General features: G+C 42.0%; 15 protein-coding genes. 6 read left to right on the top strand and 9 right to left on the bottom strand.

Annotation, left to right across the window (positions count from 1 at the left end; genetic code table 11):
• The first annotated feature begins 54 nt into the window (after positions 1-54).
• The 5 genes from glgA (at position 55) to arcA (ending at position 4,900) form a co-directional block, all read left to right on the top strand.
• A complete protein-coding gene (gene glgA, locus ACYVIL_RS04790; RefSeq protein WP_303477588.1) occupies positions 55-1,473 on the top strand; it encodes a glycogen synthase GlgA in 1,419 nt (472 codons plus the stop codon).
• The gene (locus ACYVIL_RS04785) at positions 1,467-1,829 is read left to right on the top strand and encodes a hypothetical protein (RefSeq protein WP_460311754.1); all 363 of its coding nucleotides are present in this window, start codon (positions 1,467-1,469) and stop codon (positions 1,827-1,829) included. The genes glgA and ACYVIL_RS04785 overlap by 7 nt, the downstream gene beginning before the upstream one ends.
• Positions 1,830-1,958: 129 nt before the next feature.
• Positions 1,959-3,602: an ATP-binding protein gene (locus ACYVIL_RS04780; RefSeq protein ID WP_460311753.1), complete on the top strand. Its 1,644-nt coding sequence runs from the start codon at positions 1,959-1,961 to the stop codon at positions 3,600-3,602.
• On the top strand, positions 3,603-4,133 hold the full coding sequence (locus tag ACYVIL_RS04775) for a YfiR family protein (RefSeq protein ID WP_460311752.1): 531 nt from the start codon (positions 3,603-3,605) through the stop codon (positions 4,131-4,133).
• 62 nt (positions 4,134-4,195) lie between these two features.
• Positions 4,196-4,900 carry a two-component system response regulator ArcA gene (arcA, locus tag ACYVIL_RS04770; protein ID WP_303477578.1) on the top strand — a complete coding sequence of 235 codons (705 nt, stop codon included), beginning with the start codon at positions 4,196-4,198 and terminating at the stop codon, positions 4,898-4,900.
• Between the two features lie 109 nt (positions 4,901-5,009).
• Here the strand turns inward: arcA and pmbA are convergent, their stop codons facing one another.
• A complete protein-coding gene (gene pmbA / locus ACYVIL_RS04765; protein WP_460311751.1) occupies positions 5,010-6,341 on the bottom strand; it encodes a metalloprotease PmbA in 1,332 nt (443 codons plus the stop codon).
• An 88-nt stretch (positions 6,342-6,429) separates the two neighbouring features.
• On the opposite strand from pmbA, the gene yjgA reads away from it, so the two are divergent.
• The gene (gene yjgA, locus ACYVIL_RS04760) at positions 6,430-6,939 is read left to right on the top strand and encodes a ribosome biogenesis factor YjgA (protein ID WP_303477574.1); all 510 of its coding nucleotides are present in this window, start codon (positions 6,430-6,432) and stop codon (positions 6,937-6,939) included.
• A 252-nt stretch (positions 6,940-7,191) separates the two neighbouring features.
• Here the strand turns inward: yjgA and tldD are convergent, their stop codons facing one another.
• The 8 genes from tldD to ACYVIL_RS04720 all read right to left on the bottom strand — a co-directional run bounded on the left by tldD (position 7,192) and on the right by ACYVIL_RS04720 (position 17,801).
• Complete coding sequence (tldD, locus tag ACYVIL_RS04755) at positions 7,192-8,637, bottom strand: metalloprotease TldD (RefSeq protein ID WP_303477572.1); 1,446 nt, start codon at positions 8,635-8,637, stop codon at positions 7,192-7,194.
• On the bottom strand, positions 8,630-9,442 hold the full coding sequence (locus tag ACYVIL_RS04750) for a carbon-nitrogen hydrolase family protein (RefSeq protein ID WP_303477569.1): 813 nt from the start codon (positions 9,440-9,442) through the stop codon (positions 8,630-8,632). The genes tldD and ACYVIL_RS04750 overlap by 8 nt, the downstream gene beginning before the upstream one ends.
• A complete protein-coding gene (locus ACYVIL_RS04745) occupies positions 9,442-13,293 on the bottom strand; it encodes a YhdP family protein (protein ID WP_460311750.1) in 3,852 nt (1,283 codons plus the stop codon). Before ACYVIL_RS04745 ends, ACYVIL_RS04750 begins: the two co-directional genes overlap by 1 nt.
• Complete coding sequence (gene rng, locus ACYVIL_RS04740; RefSeq protein ID WP_303477564.1) at positions 13,290-14,756, bottom strand: ribonuclease G; 1,467 nt, start codon at positions 14,754-14,756, stop codon at positions 13,290-13,292. The genes ACYVIL_RS04745 and rng overlap by 4 nt, the downstream gene beginning before the upstream one ends.
• Positions 14,746-15,330 (bottom strand): Maf family protein, encoded by a 585-nt coding sequence (locus ACYVIL_RS04735; RefSeq protein WP_303477562.1) that lies wholly within the window; start codon positions 15,328-15,330, stop codon positions 14,746-14,748. The genes rng and ACYVIL_RS04735 overlap by 11 nt, the downstream gene beginning before the upstream one ends.
• Before the next feature lie 8 nt (positions 15,331-15,338).
• Positions 15,339-15,815 carry a rod shape-determining protein MreD gene (gene mreD, locus ACYVIL_RS04730; RefSeq protein ID WP_303477559.1) on the bottom strand — a complete coding sequence of 159 codons (477 nt, stop codon included), beginning with the start codon at positions 15,813-15,815 and terminating at the stop codon, positions 15,339-15,341.
• The gene (gene mreC, locus ACYVIL_RS04725) at positions 15,812-16,684 is read right to left on the bottom strand and encodes a rod shape-determining protein MreC (RefSeq protein WP_303477556.1); all 873 of its coding nucleotides are present in this window, start codon (positions 16,682-16,684) and stop codon (positions 15,812-15,814) included. Before mreC ends, mreD begins: the two co-directional genes overlap by 4 nt.
• Before the next feature lie 73 nt (positions 16,685-16,757).
• The gene (locus ACYVIL_RS04720; RefSeq protein WP_008843593.1) at positions 16,758-17,801 is read right to left on the bottom strand and encodes a rod shape-determining protein; all 1,044 of its coding nucleotides are present in this window, start codon (positions 17,799-17,801) and stop codon (positions 16,758-16,760) included.
• Between the last annotated feature and the right edge of the window lie 300 nt (positions 17,802-18,101).

Below are 18,101 nucleotides of genomic sequence, written 5' to 3'. Positions count from 1 at the left end.
TAGTTGCAGTCGCAATGACTTTACTGCCAAGTTTACGAATTGGAGAGATAAATATTGAAGATTCTTTTTGTAGTTTCAGAAGTAGAAGATTTAGCTAAAACAGGGGGATTAGCTGATGTGGCAAAAGCGCTCCCCATCGAATTAAAAAAGCTCGGGCATGATGTCGTCATAGTGATGCCCTATTACAAACTTTTAGCAGATAAATTTGATGCTCCAATAGTTGCCTCCGAAGGTATTGTCTCTAGTAACAAGACCTACTCATTTAATGTTCGCCAAATTCAGATTCAAGATGTACCAGTTTTTTGTGTGGATTTTCCTGAGTATTTTCATCGTGATGGATTTTATACTGACGGATATCACGCTTTCGCTGACAACGCCCAACGCTTCGCATTTTTCGCAGATGCCGCTTTAGCAACCAGCCGTGCAATCCATTTCCAACCCGACATTGTGCATTGCAATGATTGGCATACTGCCTTGACCCCCTACTTCCTGAAAACTGATAACAGTGGATTTTTCGCCCACAGTAAGTCTGTATTAACTATTCACAATGGTGCTTTCCATGGCACTCATCGCTTAGATGAAATCCCCTACGTTAGCAATCATAGTGCGCTGCATAACCAATTAGACGGGGATGCGTTAAACTTTCTACGAATCGGGATCCGCTACGCTGATAAGATTAATACCGTCAGTCCTAACTATGCCCAGGAGCTACTGACAACCTTAGGTAGCCACATGTTGTATAACGAATTTTCTGCCAGACGAAACGATGTATCAGGAATTCTGAATGGTTGTGATTACAGTCAGTGGGATCCTGCTACAGATAAACATATTCCCGCCAACTTCGATGTAAATAATCCAGCGGGTAAAGCAGAATGTAAACGTAAACTGCAAGAAACTGCAGGGTTCGTACAAAAAAACGAAGTTCCTTTAATTGGTATGGTTTGCCGTTTAACCGAACAAAAAGGCTTCGGTTATATATTGCCCATTCTTGAAGATCTTTTACAACATAATGTGCAACTTCTAATTGTCGGCACAGGCGATCCGTCAATAAGTGAAGTGTTGCACAGACACGCGCAAATACACCCAGATAAATTCATTTTTATTGAAACCTTTAGTGTTGAGTTAGCGCATTTGCTGGAAGCGGGAAGCGACTTCTTTTTAATGCCTTCGCTATTTGAACCCTGCGGCTTAAATCAGATGTACAGTCTAGCCTATGGAACCTTGCCCATAGTGCGCGCAGTGGGTGGATTGAAAGATACGGTTGTTGACGTTATTCACCAGCCTGACATAGCTACAGGGTTTGTATTCGAGCACCCAGACAGTTCAGCACTGCTTGGATGCATTTATCGAGCGCTACTTCATTTTTATGAATACCCAGACAGCTTCAACGCTATGAAATTAAGAGCAATGAACACCCGATTTACCTGGCATCAAGCGGCTTTGGAATATGAGGCACTTTATCAGTCATGCTGAAGAATAAGCGCCTATGTGTTTTAGGTAACTTCACTGATGTGTTGCTGGCAATAGTATTTTCTTGCAGCTTAACTTTTGCAGTTAACGCTCAAGAAAATTTGCCCGATAAATGTATTCAACTACCTGAACGTTCTAGCGTCTGTCCAAATATTTTATACAAGCGCTCTCCTGTTGATATCCCGCAATTCGAGATAAAAGAAGGAGAGATGCTGTGTATCTGTATGGCTGATTTTAAAACGTTACGCATTGCGGCAAGTGATGATGCCGGAAAGGTAGCGCAAATAATAGAATTAACTAAAGTATCAGTAAAACTAAATATCGATGAAAAAACACTGCTTGAAGTCATTCGAAAGTAATGAGTTGAATCCGATTAACCAGATTTAAATCTTTCCACTATTATTGGATTAAATGTTTTCTTTTTAAACAATTTATATCACTATAATCCTTAGTGGTAACATTGCCACAAACAAAGACAGATTAACTTTATGCTAACTGGCGCAAAAAATTTATCTTTAAAAACCTTGATTGTATGGATGGTTATGGCCATCACAACCTTGGCCCTTGTGGTTACCTCTAGCATTTCTTTAATCAACCAAATTAATAATTATAAAAATGAGCTCACACAACAAGTTAAGGTGTACGCGGACATTATCAGCAACAATGCAGCGGCCAGTTTAGAGTTTGATGATAAGTTAAATGAAGATGAGAATTTACAAACCCTAGCATCCGCAGACTTCATTGAGGCCGTCTATATATACAAAAAAGTAGAAGGGCAAGAGCCAATTTACTTCACCAGCTATAATCGCCCCAGCCAAGCCCCAACACCGAAAATGTGGGATCGACTTGACAGTTTAAAAACCCCCACTCAAACAGACAATGCATTTGAATACATTAAAACCATTGAAATAAACGATGAAGTGATTGGTTATGTGTACTTGCGTGTTTCCGCAAAAATATTAAATGATTTAATTGCCAGCTCAATTTTAACTACTTGCGCAGTGTTGTTAGTAATACTTGTAATTTGCTATTTACTGACCTTACGTTTACAAAAAACCTTAGCCACGCCAATAATTAACCTCGCGGCATTAGTACAGCGTGTTTCCAGACAACGAGATTATAAAGGTCGAGCAGAAACCACCAACATTAAAGAACTCGACATTTTAGGGGCTGCCTTTAATGACATGCTAGATCGCACCCAACACTATTTGAAAGAACGAGACTCTGCAGAGGAAGAACAACAGAAGCTGCATGCAAGCTTAGAGGAAAAAGTACATCTTAGAACTATGGCGTTGAAAAAAGCCAATCAAGAACTCATAGAGACATTGGAAAAATTGCATCAATTCCAACGACAGATGGTTCAAAACGAAAAAATGGCATCCCTTGGCGATATGGTGGCCGGTGTTGCCCACGAAGTTAATACGCCAATTGGTTTAGGTGTGACGGCTTCAACAATGATGCTAGATAGACTTAAACACATTGAAACTGAATTCGAAGCGAAAGCGTTAAAAGCCAGTACCTTATCCAAATTCATAACCGAAGGGCAAGAAAACCTTAACATCATTTATCGTAATTTAAACCGTGCGGCTGAGCTCATTTCCAGTTTTAAACAAGTAGCGGTTGACCAATCAAGTGAAAGAAACCGTATATTTTCCGTTGCACAATTACTAGATGAAATATTGATGTCTATGCGACCTAAGTTGAAAAAATATCATCACGTGATAGATATCCACTGCCCTGAGGACCTGTATATAGAAACAAAAGCGGGCCCAATTAACCAGATTATTATGAATTTAGTAATGAACTCTATCATTCATGGTTTTGAATTTACCGACAAAGGCAGAATTGATATCTATATAGATATGCCTTCAGAAAATAAAATAAGAATACGCTATGTTGATGATGGTAAAGGTATCCCCGAAGCCCTTAGAAAACGTATTTTCGATCCCTTTGTAACCACCAAACGAGGCCAAGGTGGCAGTGGCTTGGGGATGCATTTAGTTTATAACTTAATTACGCAAGCTTTGAATGGCTCTATCACCATTACCAGTGAAGAAGGTAAAGGTGTTGAATTTATAATTCTTTTTCCTGTAAAAAGGGTTGATTCTGCAAATTTGCCAAACGGGATTTGAATGATGATCAGCAGGCTTGCCATTTTCATTATTGTCACCTGGAGTGCTATTGTTTATGCACACAATAATGATTTTGAAGTGACACCAACATCAATACGCTCTACTTTCTTTCTGCATGTTGTAAATTACTCCCAATGGCAACAAAGATTCACAAGTTTGAAATTTTGTTCAATGGAGCAAGCACCTCAACAGCACTATCAAATACTGCAAAAATCAGATTTAGTGACTAAAAACAATTTAAAGATAGATTTACAGCTCGTAAACACGTTTTCAGATGCAATTGAGCAGCGCTGTAACTACATTTTTATTGATAAATCCCAAGAGTCTAAACTTTTGTATAAAGATTTGAAACAAACTAGCTTATCTATTGTCACTATTGGTGAAACTATCGCTTTTCTCAGAAATGGGGGGTTGGTTAGCCTAGTAGAAGAGAATGGCAAGATAAAAATCTATATTAATAAACAACAGTATGCTAATTCACCTGTAAAATTTAGCGCTAGACTACTAAAGTATGCAAATTTCACTGGATAATAGCCTGATTAAACGATATTTTCTGTTAAACTAACTATATTGAAATAAAACGGATAAAAACAATGACGCCCAATATACTAATCGTTGAAGATGAAGTAGTAACAAGGACTACTTTAAAAAGCTTATTTGAAGCCGAAGGTTATAACGTATTCGAAGCTGAAGACGGCAGCGAAATGCATGACTTTTTCGAAAACAACAACATTAACTTAGTTGTTATGGATATTAATTTACCAGGTAAGAATGGTTTGATACTCGCACGGGAAGTGAGAGACCGCAAAAATGTCGGTTTAATATTCTTAACAGGAAGAGACAACGATGTTGACCGGATTTTAGGATTGGAAATTGGTGCAGATGATTATTTAACTAAACCATTCAACCCTAGAGAGTTAACTATACGTGCACGAAACCTATTAAATAGAACCCTAAGCAATCATGAGGACGACGATCTTCCAAGTCGCGTAAGCTTTAATGGTTGGATTTTAGATGGCGATAGTCGTAGCTTAATTTCTCCGAGTCAAAATGAATTCCGTCTTCCTCGCAGTGAATTCCGAGCCTTACATTTATTTTTAAGTAACCCTGGCAAAATATTGACTAGAGAACAGTTGATTATGGAAATGACAGGTCGTGAATTGCGTCCTAATGACCGTACCGTTGATGTAACCATTCGTCGTATACGTAAACATTTCGAATCAGAAGTAAACTCAGAAGACTTAATCGTCACCATTCACGGTGAAGGTTACCGTTTCTGCGGCTCTGTAGATATGTAATCTCTCCAGACCCAATAAACAAGTTAAACCAAAAAAGGGCTTTCAAAGCCCTTTTTTATGGTTTCTGCGCCCCTAAAAGGGGGCAAAGTCTATATAGTGAATTTTTTGATTAACTACCTGCCAGTTGCATTTCACTTACTAATATAGAACCTGTATGGATGCTACCCCGGGTTTCAGCTACTGCTCCAATGGCAGAAATATTCATCAGCATATCTTTTAAATTACCGGCAATAGTGATTTCATGAACAGGGTATTGAATGACGCCATTTTCGACCCAAAATCCTGCAGCACCGCGAGAATAGTCACCAGTTACAATATTCACACCTTGACCCATCAGTTCGGTTACTAGCAATCCTGTCCCCATTTCTTTAAGTAGAGCTTCATCACTATGACCCGTGTGCTTAACTAACCAATTATGTATACCTCCGGCATGACCATTGGTCTGCATTCCTAACTTACGAGCGGAATAGCTAGTTAACAAATAATGATCTAACACACCTTTGTTCACTATGGTCATGTCTTCGGTTTTAACCCCTTCGTTATCAAAAGGTGAGCTGGCAAGTCCTGACTTAATATGAGGACGCTCTAAGATTTCAAACCAACTGGGTAAAACTTGCGTTCCTAAACTGTTTAGTAAGAAGGATGACTTACGGAATAAACTACCACCGCTAATCGCACTAACAAAATGCCCCAGTAAACCTGCCGCCACGTCGCGATGAAAAATAACGGGGATTTTAGCCGTTTTCAGTTTACGTGCATTTAGTCTGCTAAGGGTAAATTCAGCGGCTTCTTTTCCAACTTGTGCGGCGGAAGTTAACAAATCTCTTTGACGGCTTACCGTGTAACTATAGTCGCGCTGCATATCACCGTTATCTTCTCCAATAACAACACAACTTAGACTGTAACGGGTACTTGGATAACCCCCTATGAAACCGTGACTATTGCCATACACCTTCATACCAATATTTGCATTATAGGAGGCACCGTCTGAATTTGTTATTCGCGGGTCAAAATCCAAGGCTGCCTCTTCAGCTAATATAGCTTGCTGTATGCCATTTTCGGTATCCAGCTCAATAGGGTGATACATATCCAAATCGGGATAATCATATGCCATTAAGGACTCATCAGCCGGACCCGAAAAAGGATCTTCACTGGTATACTTGGCAATTTCACAGGCTTTTTCCACGGCTAGGGTTAGGGCATTAATACTTAAATCTGCAGTGGACGCACTGCCTTTACGTTGGCCAAAATAGACACTAATGCCCAAACCACCGTCATTGGTAAACTCAACGGTTTCCACTTCTTTTAATCGAGTCGATACCGAAATCCCCTCGACTTTAGACATGCTAGCTTCCGCATGACTGGCCCCTTTTTGCTTGGCCAATGCCAATACATCTTCAACTGCTTGTTGAATTTGGGCTAATTGTTGCTCCATTTGCATATAAGACTCACTTTCTTTTCACAACTTTTAATGCTGTGAGGTATTAGCTGGGTTACAATTGGCATAGTGTAACATTAAAGACATTATCATGAGCGATACGAATTTCACCGAAAACGGTCCAGAACAAGAATTTAAAAGCAAAACCCAACTTAAGCAGGAAAGTCTTGCTATTCAAAAATTGGGAGAAGCTCTCGTTGAGCTAGGCGCGGCGTCGTTAGCTAAAATTCCCATGGATGAAGAGCTCGCTGAAGCAGTTGAGTTAGCCCGCAAAATTAATAAGAAAAAAGACGGTTACCGCCGTCAATTACAATTAATTGGCAAGTTGATGCGCCACCGCGATACTCAACCTATTCAGTTAGCCCTTGATCAACTGCAGTTAGCTCACCGGCAACAAACCAGCAAGTTTCATCACGTCGAAGAAGCAAGAGATAAAGTACTTCAAGGTGATAGAGGCATTGAAGCTTTGCTTAACGAACATCCGGAATTAGATCGCCAAAAATTAAGGCAATTATCTCGCCAAGCCAAAAAACAGCAAGAATTGAACAAGCCCCCAAAAGCCGCCCGAGATTTGTTTCAATATTTAAAAGAATTCATGTAGGCGGGTGCTTTAGCCCCGAGAGATGCCCATGGCCTAAAGACCATGCTACACATACCGTGCAACCCCTAAACATCCATGGCCTAAAGGCCATGCTACAAAAAACTGTAGGCGGGTGCTTTAGCCCCGCACAAGATCGGCGGAACATGCAATATGCCCATGGCCTGACATCCATGGCCTAAAGACCATGCTACACATACCGTGCAACCCCTAAACATCCATGGCCTAAAGGCCATGCTACAGGCCCTGGCCGTGTTAGAGTGCGGTTCCGCCCACGGTTAGCTCGTCGACTTTAAGGGTTGGCTGACCAACGCCCACAGGTACGCTTTGCCCGTCTTTACCGCATACGCCAACACCTTTATCTAGGCTCAGATTATTACCAATCATTGAAATCTTTTTCATGACTTCGGGACCGTTGCCGATCAAGGTTGCACCTTTGATTGGAGTGGTAATTTTTCCATTCTCAATTAAGTACGCTTCGGAAGTTGAAAAAACGAACTTGCCCGATGTGATATCAACTTGGCCGCCACCAAAATTCGGTGCGTAAACACCTTTATCAATACTACTTATAATTTCTTCGGGGCTATATTGCCCTTCTAACATAAAGGTATTGGTCATCCTTGGCATTGGCAGATGTGCATATGACTCTCTACGGCCATTACCGGTTGGGTTAACTCCCATTAAACGTGCATTTAGTTTATCTTGCATATATCCAGTTAACACACCATCTTCGATTAACACGTTACGCTGCGTGGTCGTGCCTTCATCGTCAACTGACAATGAGCCACGGCGGTCTGTTAACGTGCCGTCATCCACAACAGTTACCCCTTTAGCCGCTACTTGCTGACCCATTTTACCGCTAAAGGTTGAGGCACCTTTGCGATTAAAATCACCTTCTAGGCCATGCCCCACGGCTTCATGCAATAACACTCCCGGCCAACCGGCTCCTAGTACAACAGGCATCAATCCGGCAGGGGCGTCAATGGCCTGCATATTTACTCGTGCCATATGAATCGCTTCATCAGCTAGCAATTGGTAGCGAGTTTTATTCCCTTCGACTTGTAAAAAATATTCATAACCGTAACGTCCCCCCATCCCAGCACTGCCGCGCTCTCTGCGTCCATCATTCTCAATTAAGATGGAACAATTGAGACGTATAAGGGGGCGTATGTCGGTAGTAAAAGTGCCATCGGTCGCCGCAATCAGCACTTCTTCGTAAACTCCACTAATGCTGACCACCACCTGCGTGGCTAAGGGTTCTTGATCACGAATATATTTATCTACGTCTTGCAATAAAGTAATTTTTTGATGTTCTTGCATACCAAGAATAGGGTTCTCAGCAAAATATCGTGCAGAAGATTGTTTTGGCGCACTAGCAGCAACTTTAAAGGTCCCTCCAGAAGCCGCGATGCTTCTCGATGCTTTTGCCGCTTTGCTTAAAGCCTCTTGGCTAATATCATCTGAATACGCGAAACCGGTCTTTTCACCGCTAACAGCACGTACACCTACGCCTTTTTCTATATTATAGCTACCGTCTTTGATTATTCCGTCTTCCAATACCCAACTTTCATGCTGACTAGATTGAAAATAAATATCGGCAAAATCATTTTGATGCTGACAAATTAAGTTTAAAGCGGATACAACCTTATTGGGATCCAAATCTGCTGCATTTAATAAATTTTCTTCGACCAAATTAGACAAGGTAACTCCTGAATTGATTATGTTGCTGAACTGGCATGTTAGTGCGAATTCGACTTATTTCGTTAGCATCAAATTTAGCGCTAACGGCACCACTACCAGTTTCTATCTCACACAAGGTGTCGCCCCAAGGAGAGATGACGCAAGAATGGCCGTAAGTTTCCCGCCCATTAGCATGAATGCCACCTTGGTTAGCTGCAACTAGATAACATTGCTTTTCTATTGCTCTGGCTTTTAACAGAGGCTCCCAGTGGGCTTTTCCTGTTGCACGGGTAAATGCACTTGGCAACACTAATACATCAATGTCGCCCATAGCTGTGAACATGCTTGCAAAGCGCACATCATAACACACAGCCACACCTATTTTGCCGAAAGGTGAATCAACGACTACGAGTTTATCGCCAGCTTGAGTATATTTAGACTCTAAATAGTTGCGAGTTCCATCTTCCACTTGTACATCAAACAAGTGGATTTTTTGATAATCATCTACACGTCTTCCAGCGTCATCAAATACTAAACAGGTCGCACTATACTTTCCCGAAGTGGAGGTAGAAATAGGAATAGTTCCGGCAATTATCCACACTTTATATTTCTTCGCCATGGCCGACAAAGCCTCTTGAATTGGACCTTCTCCTAGTTCTTCAGCAATTAACAGCAAGGCTGAGTCTCCTGCGCCGAAACACGCAAAACACTCGGGCAATACAATTAGGTCTCCCGGCTGTTGCTGAGAAACATATTCTTCAACATGTTGAAGGTTAACCGATACATCTGGACTTGAAACTAGCTGACATGCGACTAAATTGGCCATTAATACCCTCTCGTATCATCTATTTGTAAATTCACTCTCTCATCGGGAAGCACCTGAAGTGGGACATCGTCTTCATCCAGTTCAACAGGCGTATTTCGTGCGGGCAACGCAACTTCTTTACTTTTTCTGTCCAACTCTGTGAGTATTGGCTCATCTAAGGTGCCGGTAACTGAATATTTTACATTTGAAATAACTTTTGCCTCAGTCAGTACCTGATCAATTGCCAGAGCAGCAATGGCTGTGGCAGGGTTAACCATCCAATACACTAACAGTGGCAAACTAGAAGTCACGTTAGGGGTAAATTCGATACGGTAATTTAACTCTTTACTGGATAAGTCGGTATAACCCGCAATCAACATCTCACCAGCGGCGCCGTCAATCACCATGTCTTGGGTTTCAGCTTTGCCATTCACAATTTGTAAAGAACCATCCATTTTGTCGTAGAAGAAGCCTTTAGCGAATACATCCCTAAAATCCAAACTTAATTTGCGCACCAACGATTGTAAACTTAGGAAACTAAAAATTCGGGAACCTTTATCACTCACTTCTGATAAATAGCCGTCAGTTAATCGCCAGTCGATATTTCCTCCTAAACTAGCAACTGAAAATTTATGGGGAGCATCCTGCCAATTTAAATCAAAGTTAAAATTCGCTTTCGAATCTTTAATCCCAGAATCAAAACCCAAGCCTTTAATCAATGCTCCAAAATCTGGACTACTAAGCTCACCCGTCAAACGCGTACTGGAGCCTTGCTCGCTGATAAACCAGTCTCCGCTGGCATACAATATACCGTTATTGTTGTTAAACCTTAGGCTATCAATCTGCATCCCCGTGGGCGCTCTTGATAAAGAAAAGTCAACTTTACCAAGATTTTTACCGAAGAGTTTGCAACTTTTGCAGTCGAAATTAATTGGCGGTAAGTTTTGTAAATCTTGCCCCTGTATGGCAGGATTATTTTCGGTTTCATGCCACTGGGCTAAGTCGATAAAATCCGCATCAATATCTACACCACGGTTCAACCAATCGTCATATAATGTGACTTTTGCACGAATCTGTTCGGCGTTAAACTCCAATAACCAGTCATCGTTTAAGTGTTTCGCCACCAATTCCAATTGATTGATTTTTTGCCCCGCTACTAGCATATTTTCTGCATTGACATGAACCCGCTGAGGCGCTGCTAAAATGGGGCGTTCATTGTTCCGAGGGATATCTCCGATCAAATTTGCGATGGCTTGATACCAAGCGTCAAAATCTGCGTCTTTTACACTTGCAGAAATGCTAAACCCAAGTCCCATGGCTATAGATTCACTTTCGCCTATGGCTAAATGGGCACGAGAAAATTGCATTGTATCGTGGGGTAACACCCCTTCAAAAGAAATAGAATCCCCCAGCAGCAAACTGAAATTAGAAGCATGATTACTGCCATTACCTGTTACAAACAACTGCTTTGCTTGATCACTTCTTTTATTAAAGGGTGCTGGCAGACTGGAACTCACTCCTTGTAAATTACTGACTAATTCAAATTCGTAGTCGTAACTACTTTTATTCAAAGTTAACTGGGTGTTTGCTTGCCAAGCGCTATGTCCGTCAAGGTATATATTCAAGCTCGGCTGATGCATCTGCAATAATGGTTGTACTTGCCAATCACCTTGAAGTTCAATATCCGCTTTATAGGCACCGCTTGGATCAGAGAAGCCGTCAAAATTAGCGGTAATTTGTTGATTAAACAACTCTCCTTTAAGCCCGTTAAATTGAACTTTTTCGTTGGCAAAGGATACGTCACCCTGCATGTTTTCAAAATTTAAATTGAGGCTAGGCAAGTAAACTGGGTTTCCCTTCAACTTGACTTGCCCCGTTGCTAACACATTTTTACCTGTCAAAGGAATGTGCAAATCCAGCTTAGTTTCAAGGGTGCCGCTAACATTTACCCCTTCGGTTAACACTGTACCTAAGGTGTTCGCTAGAAAGCTATCTAAGATCAGTTCCGTCACATCCGTACTTTGAGCACTAATATCCGCCTCAATATTTAGTACCGCGCTATTATTTAGTTGTGGGATCTGAGCGGAAAGATCAGAAAAAGCGACATTTTTTAATTTACCTTCGTGGGCGATCATTGACAGGCTCTTGTTTTCAAACAGCAGGTCAACATCCATATCGGTTAACTGTGGCCAATCAGGGGCAAACTTAAATTCGCTATCATTCACATCAATACTGATCTGAAATATTCCCTGGTGACTCTCAAACGGAAATTGATTAACAGAACCTTGCCAAAGTACCTGCGTAGACGCCAATTCACCACTTAACATAGCGCCTTGTAAGTAGGCCTTTGTTTGGGCGCCCATATAATGGTCAGGGAGTAGTTTTTTAGCTTGTTCAACATCGATTTTGCCGATATTAGCAAACAAATTGAGTTCGTTATCTTTACTATCAAACGCCATTTGAAGATCGATATTTAGCTCATTACCAACTAGGGAAAAGTTGGGTATATCAACCTGCACACCTCGAGGCTGCCAATCGAGGAAAACGTCAAAATCTATCGACTGATAATTTATATTTTCGTCTAGTGTATTGTTCGCAGCGAATTCTCCCTGGCGACCATTTATCGACAACTTACCCAAGTTGTCGAACATATGGAAGCTACCAGCAACATGATCCACCCCCGGCAAGCCATCCACCTGATTCCAACTAACATTAGAGAAATTCGCAGTGGTTGAAAATTGCTCTCCTAGCAATATAGCCAGTTCATCAATACGGGCATTGGGCTTAAGCTGTTCGATAAAATCAATGGTTTTCTTATCAAATGCCAGTGGCAAAACTGGTAACAATGAACGAATATTAACCGGTGTGGTCATTTGAAAATGGGTTAACCCGTTACGCCCAATATGCCCAGTCCAGCTGGTTAATAAGCTTTGTTGTTTAGATTCTAAAATCAGATCATCAATATTAAATTGCCATCCCTGATCATCTGGCACGCCACTTATTCTGCCGCCTACGATAGCTGCATCCACCTGACTTTCCGGTGAGGTCCAGGAAAACTCGCTTTTATTCAAAATCATCTGCACATTTTTAATGCTGTTTTTATTCACCTCGGCCCAGAATGTAAAATTTCCTCTACTTTGAGTCAGTTGATTTTGAGTGCGAATCAATTGATTTAGCCAAGGCGACAAATCCACCTCTTCGCCGCGGGCGTAAAATGTGCCACTAAGATTGTCTTTGTCCCCAGTCAAATCAAGACTAAAGGTAGCAGAGTTATTGGCCAACTCCACCACTCGCAACAAACCTTCCCCTTGGTGGCGGTTGTCTTTGTTCAGCCAGCGTAATTGTTGTATTTGAATCAGTTGTTGATCATATTGAGTGGTCACATCAATGACACTGTTACTAATTGAAAAGCGTTGTAATTGCTGTAAAAACAAATCTTCTAACGCATCTACCACGGGAAATTTGCTTTCTGAGGTTTGAATACGTGCTAAGTTCACTGAAAGTGCTAAGCCACTTAATTCGAACCGACGAGACTGAATTTGTCGAGCTACAAGAGTGCTCCAAAAGTCGATTTCAATTTGTGTGTCTTCAATTTCTAGGCCAATGGGAGACTGTGCATCTTGTTGCAGCTTAATATTTTTGAGAACCAATGATGGACCACTTTTGGCCCAATTAGCGGTTAACTCGCCAATGGTTAAGTTAATGCCATAACGATTACTCAGCCAAGTTTCAATTTGCTGTTTGTTGCCATCTAGATAGGGCAACGAGAAACGCACAATACTTAGGCCTACGGCCACCAGCACTAGCAGCACAGCGGCTAGCGTCCATAGTTTTCTGACTAGGTAGGCGGCATAGAATGAGGCGGGTTTCACATCATTACCACATCGAACTTATCTTGGTTATATAACAATTCAGTTTGCACTTTTATTTGCTTAGAAACGAACACCTCTAATTCAGCTAACATATGAGATTCTTCCCCCAACAATGCTTCGGCTACGGCTTGAGAGGCATAGACGACAAATTTATCTGCGTCATAAGCACGATTAACCCGCACGATTTCTCGCATCACCTCAAAGCAGGTGGTTTCCACTGTTTTAATTGACCCCCTGCCCTTGCACGCTGGGCATTCACCACAAAGAATATGCTCTAAACTTTCACGGGTGCGCTTGCGCGTCATTTCGATTAGACCCAGGGCTGTAAAACCATGAATATTTGATTTTGCTCTGTCTTTACTTGTAGCCGATTCTAAGCTGTGTAAAACGCGGCGCTTATGATCTTCATCGGTCATATCGATAAAGTCGATTAGAATCATGCCACCAAGATTTCTCAATCTAAGTTGACGGGCTATGGCTTGGGTGGCTTCAATATTGGTATTAAAAATGGTTTCTTCTAGATTCCGATGACCAACAAAGGCACCAGTATTAATATCTATGGTAGTCATCGCTTCGGTTTGGTCGATAATTAAATAACCACCAGATTTTAAGTCCACACGGCGCTCTAGTGAGCGTTGAGCTTCATTTTCAACGTCATATAAGTCGAATATGGGTCGTTCGCCTTGATAATACTCAAGTAGTTTATTTAGCTCGGGCACATACTCTTGGGTAAAATGCTGTAGCTCTTGAAATGACAATTTAGAATCTATTCTTATGCGATCTAGCTGGGTACCTACAAAATCCCGCAGTACTCGTCTTGCTAAGGGTAAATCTTCGTACAAGACATTGCCTTTTCGGCCTTTCATACGCGATTGGATCTTCGCCCACAAGCGTTTTAAAAACTCCGCATCTGAAATAAGCTCTTTTTCCTGAACGCCTTCAGCAGCAGTACGCAGAATAAATCCACCGTCATCACTACAATATTCCTGAACTAATGACTTGAGTCTTTCTCGTTCTGCTTCATCTTCAATGCGCTGTGATACACCTACATGGTCAACACTGGGCATAAACACTAAATAACGGGAAGGAATGGTAATATCGGTGGTAAGCCTTGCGCCTTTTGTTCCGATGGGGTCTTTCACTACTTGCACAACTATGTCTTGCCCATCTCGCAACAGATCACGAATGTCTTTCTTGGCAATGGATGTGGTGGACATCTCGTCGCTAACTTCATTGTGAAAGGCAATATCAGAAGCATGCAGAAATGCAGCCTTATCTAAACCTATATCAACGAAAGCTGCCTGCATACCCGGCAAAACTCGACTTACTTTGCCACGATAGATATTCCCCACCAACCCACGTTTGGTGTGACGCTCAATATGAATCTCTTGCAAAATACCATTCTCAATCAAGGCGACTCTTGATTCAGAAGGGGTTACATTTATCAGTAATTCAGCACTCATACAGCTTAATACCTACCTGTTTAATTAATTCACTGGTCTCGTACAAAGGTAATCCAACCACGGCACTGTAACTGCCATTGATGTGTTTCACAAAATTCCCTGCAAAACCTTGAATACCATAAGCGCCCGCTTTATCTTGTGGCTCGCCAGTTTGCCAATACCATTGCATTTCCGCTTCAGTTAGTAATTTAAAACGAACCTCTGTTTTCACCACTAGGTGGTCAGTACCGTCAGCGGTTTTTAATGCTACAGCAGTCATTACTCGGTGCTGCGTGTTGCTGAGTTGCAGCCACATTTGTCGAGCATGTTCAAAACTCTCAGGCTTTCCTAATACTTGTTCTTCACTACCACTGCCCACAACGACAATGGTATCAGCACCTAATACAGCATCAATCTGACCATATTGAAGCCAACCTTGCTGGGCTTTTTCAATGGCCAAACGCACAACGTAACTGTTAGAGTCCTCATTGGCTAATTGAGTTTCATTTATATCTACATTAAGTGTAGTAAATTTTACGCCAAGTTGACTTAAAAGCGCTTTTCGCCTCGGTGATTGAGATGCTAGCAATAACATGTAGGACCTTAAGTGATTCTGAATTGCCGTCTGACTTTACGCAACAAACCAAATATCCATGGCCACATAAGCATAGAGGTCAATACAGGCCAAAGGTAAGTAAACAAGAAGATCACGTCAGTTTGTAAGTGTTGTAACCAAAATACCACCAAGTGATACAAGGCAGATAAGGTGCCAATGATAAAAGCCTGTTGCCACAAAGAATAATTGCGCAAACGTTGATAATTCGACACCAAGACAAAAATATTAATACTCATAGCGAAGCTATGCACGCCCAAACTTGTGCCCATTAAAATATCTAAAACCAAGCCGACAATGAAGGCGACCCCCACATTCACTCTGCTTGGAAGGGCTAACGCCCAGTATGACAAAACCAGTAAGACCCAATCGGGTCGAAACTGCTCAACGGTTATTGGCATTGGTACAATTTGCAGAATCAACGCGATAATAATACTTAAGAAAATAGCATAATTACGCAGCTTCATTTGGAGTCCGCCGGAGTTGCAGGTTGCGGCATGATGGGTTGCGTTGGTGCATCCGCTGGCCACAACAACAATAGGTATCTCAACCTGTCGAGTTGAGCGATAGGAGTAGCGGTTACAAGGGCAAAAGGACGACTTTCATCACGAACAATGGAGGTAATAGTTGCTGTGGGATAACCTTCTGGGAACACATTGCCCAGCCCTGAGGATACCAATAGATCCCCCACCTGAATGTCAGCACTGTGCGCTACATGTTCCAACACAAGTTCATCAAACTGACCTGAACCACTGGCGATAAGCTGAACATTGTTTCGCGCATTACGCAGGGGAATAGCATGGGTAATATCGGCCAATAACAGTACTCGACTGTTAGTTGTCCCCACTTCCATAATTTGTCCGACAATGCCTTTGTCGTCTAGTACAGTTTGCCCCTCATAAACTCCGTTAATCGCGCCTTTATCTATGATAATTTGCAGGCTAAACGGATTATTATCCACCGCCATTAACTCGGTTACCATTTTTTGGATAGGCGCTGAAACTGGCGCTCCAAGGAGTGTGCGTAAACGATCGTTTTCAGCTTCTAACAAATCGAACCTTTGCAATTTCTCTGACATTTTCATTGCTTGCAAGGTTAAATTCTGATTATCTTCTAGTAACTTTTGATGGGTAGAGAACTTCTCAGCACCTGAACTCAACATTTGCCCAGGTAAGCTGGCAATATACTGAAGAGGACTAACGATGGAGTTTAAATACACTTTGACTGAGGCGAAACCATCATATTTGTGGTCGACAAAAATGAAGATAACAGAAACGAATAAGGCCAACGCGAGTCGACTGACAAGTGATGGCCCTCTTGTAAACATGGTATTCATTTAGGCTAAATACCTGCTTGATAGTGTTTGTATAAAATTAACGACGTCCAGCACAAATAACCCCTTACCCAGATTATTCGTAACTAAACAGGTCACCACCATGAATGTCTATCATCTCAAACGCTTTACCTCCGCCACGAGCAACACAGGTAAGCGGATCATCAGCGATGACAACAGGGATACCCGTCTCTTCCATAAGTAAGCGATCAAGATCTTTTAACAATGCGCCACCGCCAGTTAAGACCATTCCACGTTCAGAAATATCAGATGCTAATTCAGGAGGTGATTGTTCCAGAGCAACCATGACTGCCGACACGATCCCAGTAAGGGGTTCTTGTAGTGCTTCTAGAATTTCATTGCTGTTGAGCATGAACCCTCTAGGTACGCCTTCAGCTAGGTTACGGCCCCGAACCTCTATTTCACGAACTTCTTCGCCTGGGTAGGCAGCGCCAATTTCGTGTTTAATTCTTTCTGCCGTTGCTTCACCAATTAGTGAACCAAAATTACGACGAATATAATTAATGATGGCTTCATCAAACTTATCACCACCGATGCGAACTGATGAAGAATAAACCACACCATTTAATGAGATAATGGCGACTTCAGTAGTACCACCACCAATATCAACCACCATGGAACCGGTAGCTTCAGATACTGGCAAACCTGAACCGATTGCGGCAGCCATAGGCTCATCAATGAGGTATACGTCTCTAGCACCTGCACCCAAAGCAGACTCACGAATAGCTCGACGTTCTACTTGAGTTGAACCACAAGGCACACAAACTAATACGCGCGGGCTGGGCTTAAGAAAATTATTGTCATGCACTTGTTTAATAAAGTGTTGAAGCATTTTTTCGGTCACGTAGAAGTCGGCAATCACACCGTCTTTCATAGGACGAATCGCTTTAATATTTCCAGGTGTTCGACCTAGCATTTGTTTTGCAGCAGTACCCACCGCAGCAACACTTTTTGGACCGCCAGCGCGCTCCTGACGAATTGCAACTACTGAGGGCTCGTTCAAAACGATCCCCTGACCTTTAACGTAAATTAGCGTATTTGCAGTACCGAGGTCGATTGATAAATCGTTTGAAAACATTCCTCGAAGCTTTTTAAACATGAACAGACCGCACCCTGTTGGAGATAGACATAATGATCCGCTAACTTTACCAATGCCCCTTTAAATCAGCAAGTAAAGAATAGGTTTATAGCCCCTTAAGAGCAAAAGAATTTTACTTTTTGCAGGTTTAGGGAAAAAATTGGCGAAAAAACCTGTAGGCGGGTGCTTTAGCCCCGCACAAGATCAGCGGAACATGCAATATGCCCATGGCCTAAAGACCATGCTACAAAAAACTGTAGGCGGGTGCTTTAGCCCCGTACAAGATCGGCGGAACATGCAATATGCCCATGGCCTAAAGAC

The organism is Aliiglaciecola aliphaticivorans, from assembly GCF_054782055.1.
Note: the sequence above shows the minus strand (reverse complement) of the source record. Positions and strands in the feature narration are given on the sequence as shown.

What these genes read in the sequence shown, in the direction of transcription:
- arcA (WP_303477578.1), top strand. Translation starts at nt 4,196, where the DNA reads ATGACGCCCAATATACTAATCGTTGAAGATGAAGTAGTAACAAGGACT.
- ACYVIL_RS04775 (WP_460311752.1), top strand. Translation starts at nt 3,603, where the DNA reads ATGATGATCAGCAGGCTTGCCATTTTCATTATTGTCACCTGGAGTGCT.
- mreD (WP_303477559.1), bottom strand. Translation starts at nt 15,815, where the DNA reads ATGAAGCTGCGTAATTATGCTATTTTCTTAAGTATTATTATCGCGTTG.
- yjgA (WP_303477574.1), top strand. Translation starts at nt 6,430, where the DNA reads ATGAGCGATACGAATTTCACCGAAAACGGTCCAGAACAAGAATTTAAA.
- ACYVIL_RS04780 (WP_460311753.1), top strand. Translation starts at nt 1,959, where the DNA reads ATGCTAACTGGCGCAAAAAATTTATCTTTAAAAACCTTGATTGTATGG.
- ACYVIL_RS04720 (WP_008843593.1), bottom strand. Translation starts at nt 17,801, where the DNA reads ATGTTTAAAAAGCTTCGAGGAATGTTTTCAAACGATTTATCAATCGAC.
- ACYVIL_RS04735 (WP_303477562.1), bottom strand. Translation starts at nt 15,330, where the DNA reads ATGTTATTGCTAGCATCTCAATCACCGAGGCGAAAAGCGCTTTTAAGT.
- pmbA (WP_460311751.1), bottom strand. Translation starts at nt 6,341, where the DNA reads ATGCAAATGGAGCAACAATTAGCCCAAATTCAACAAGCAGTTGAAGAT.
- rng (WP_303477564.1), bottom strand. Translation starts at nt 14,756, where the DNA reads ATGAGTGCTGAATTACTGATAAATGTAACCCCTTCTGAATCAAGAGTC.
- ACYVIL_RS04785 (WP_460311754.1), top strand. Translation starts at nt 1,467, where the DNA reads ATGCTGAAGAATAAGCGCCTATGTGTTTTAGGTAACTTCACTGATGTG.
- ACYVIL_RS04750 (WP_303477569.1), bottom strand. Translation starts at nt 9,442, where the DNA reads ATGGCCAATTTAGTCGCATGTCAGCTAGTTTCAAGTCCAGATGTATCG.
- mreC (WP_303477556.1), bottom strand. Translation starts at nt 16,684, where the DNA reads ATGAATACCATGTTTACAAGAGGGCCATCACTTGTCAGTCGACTCGCG.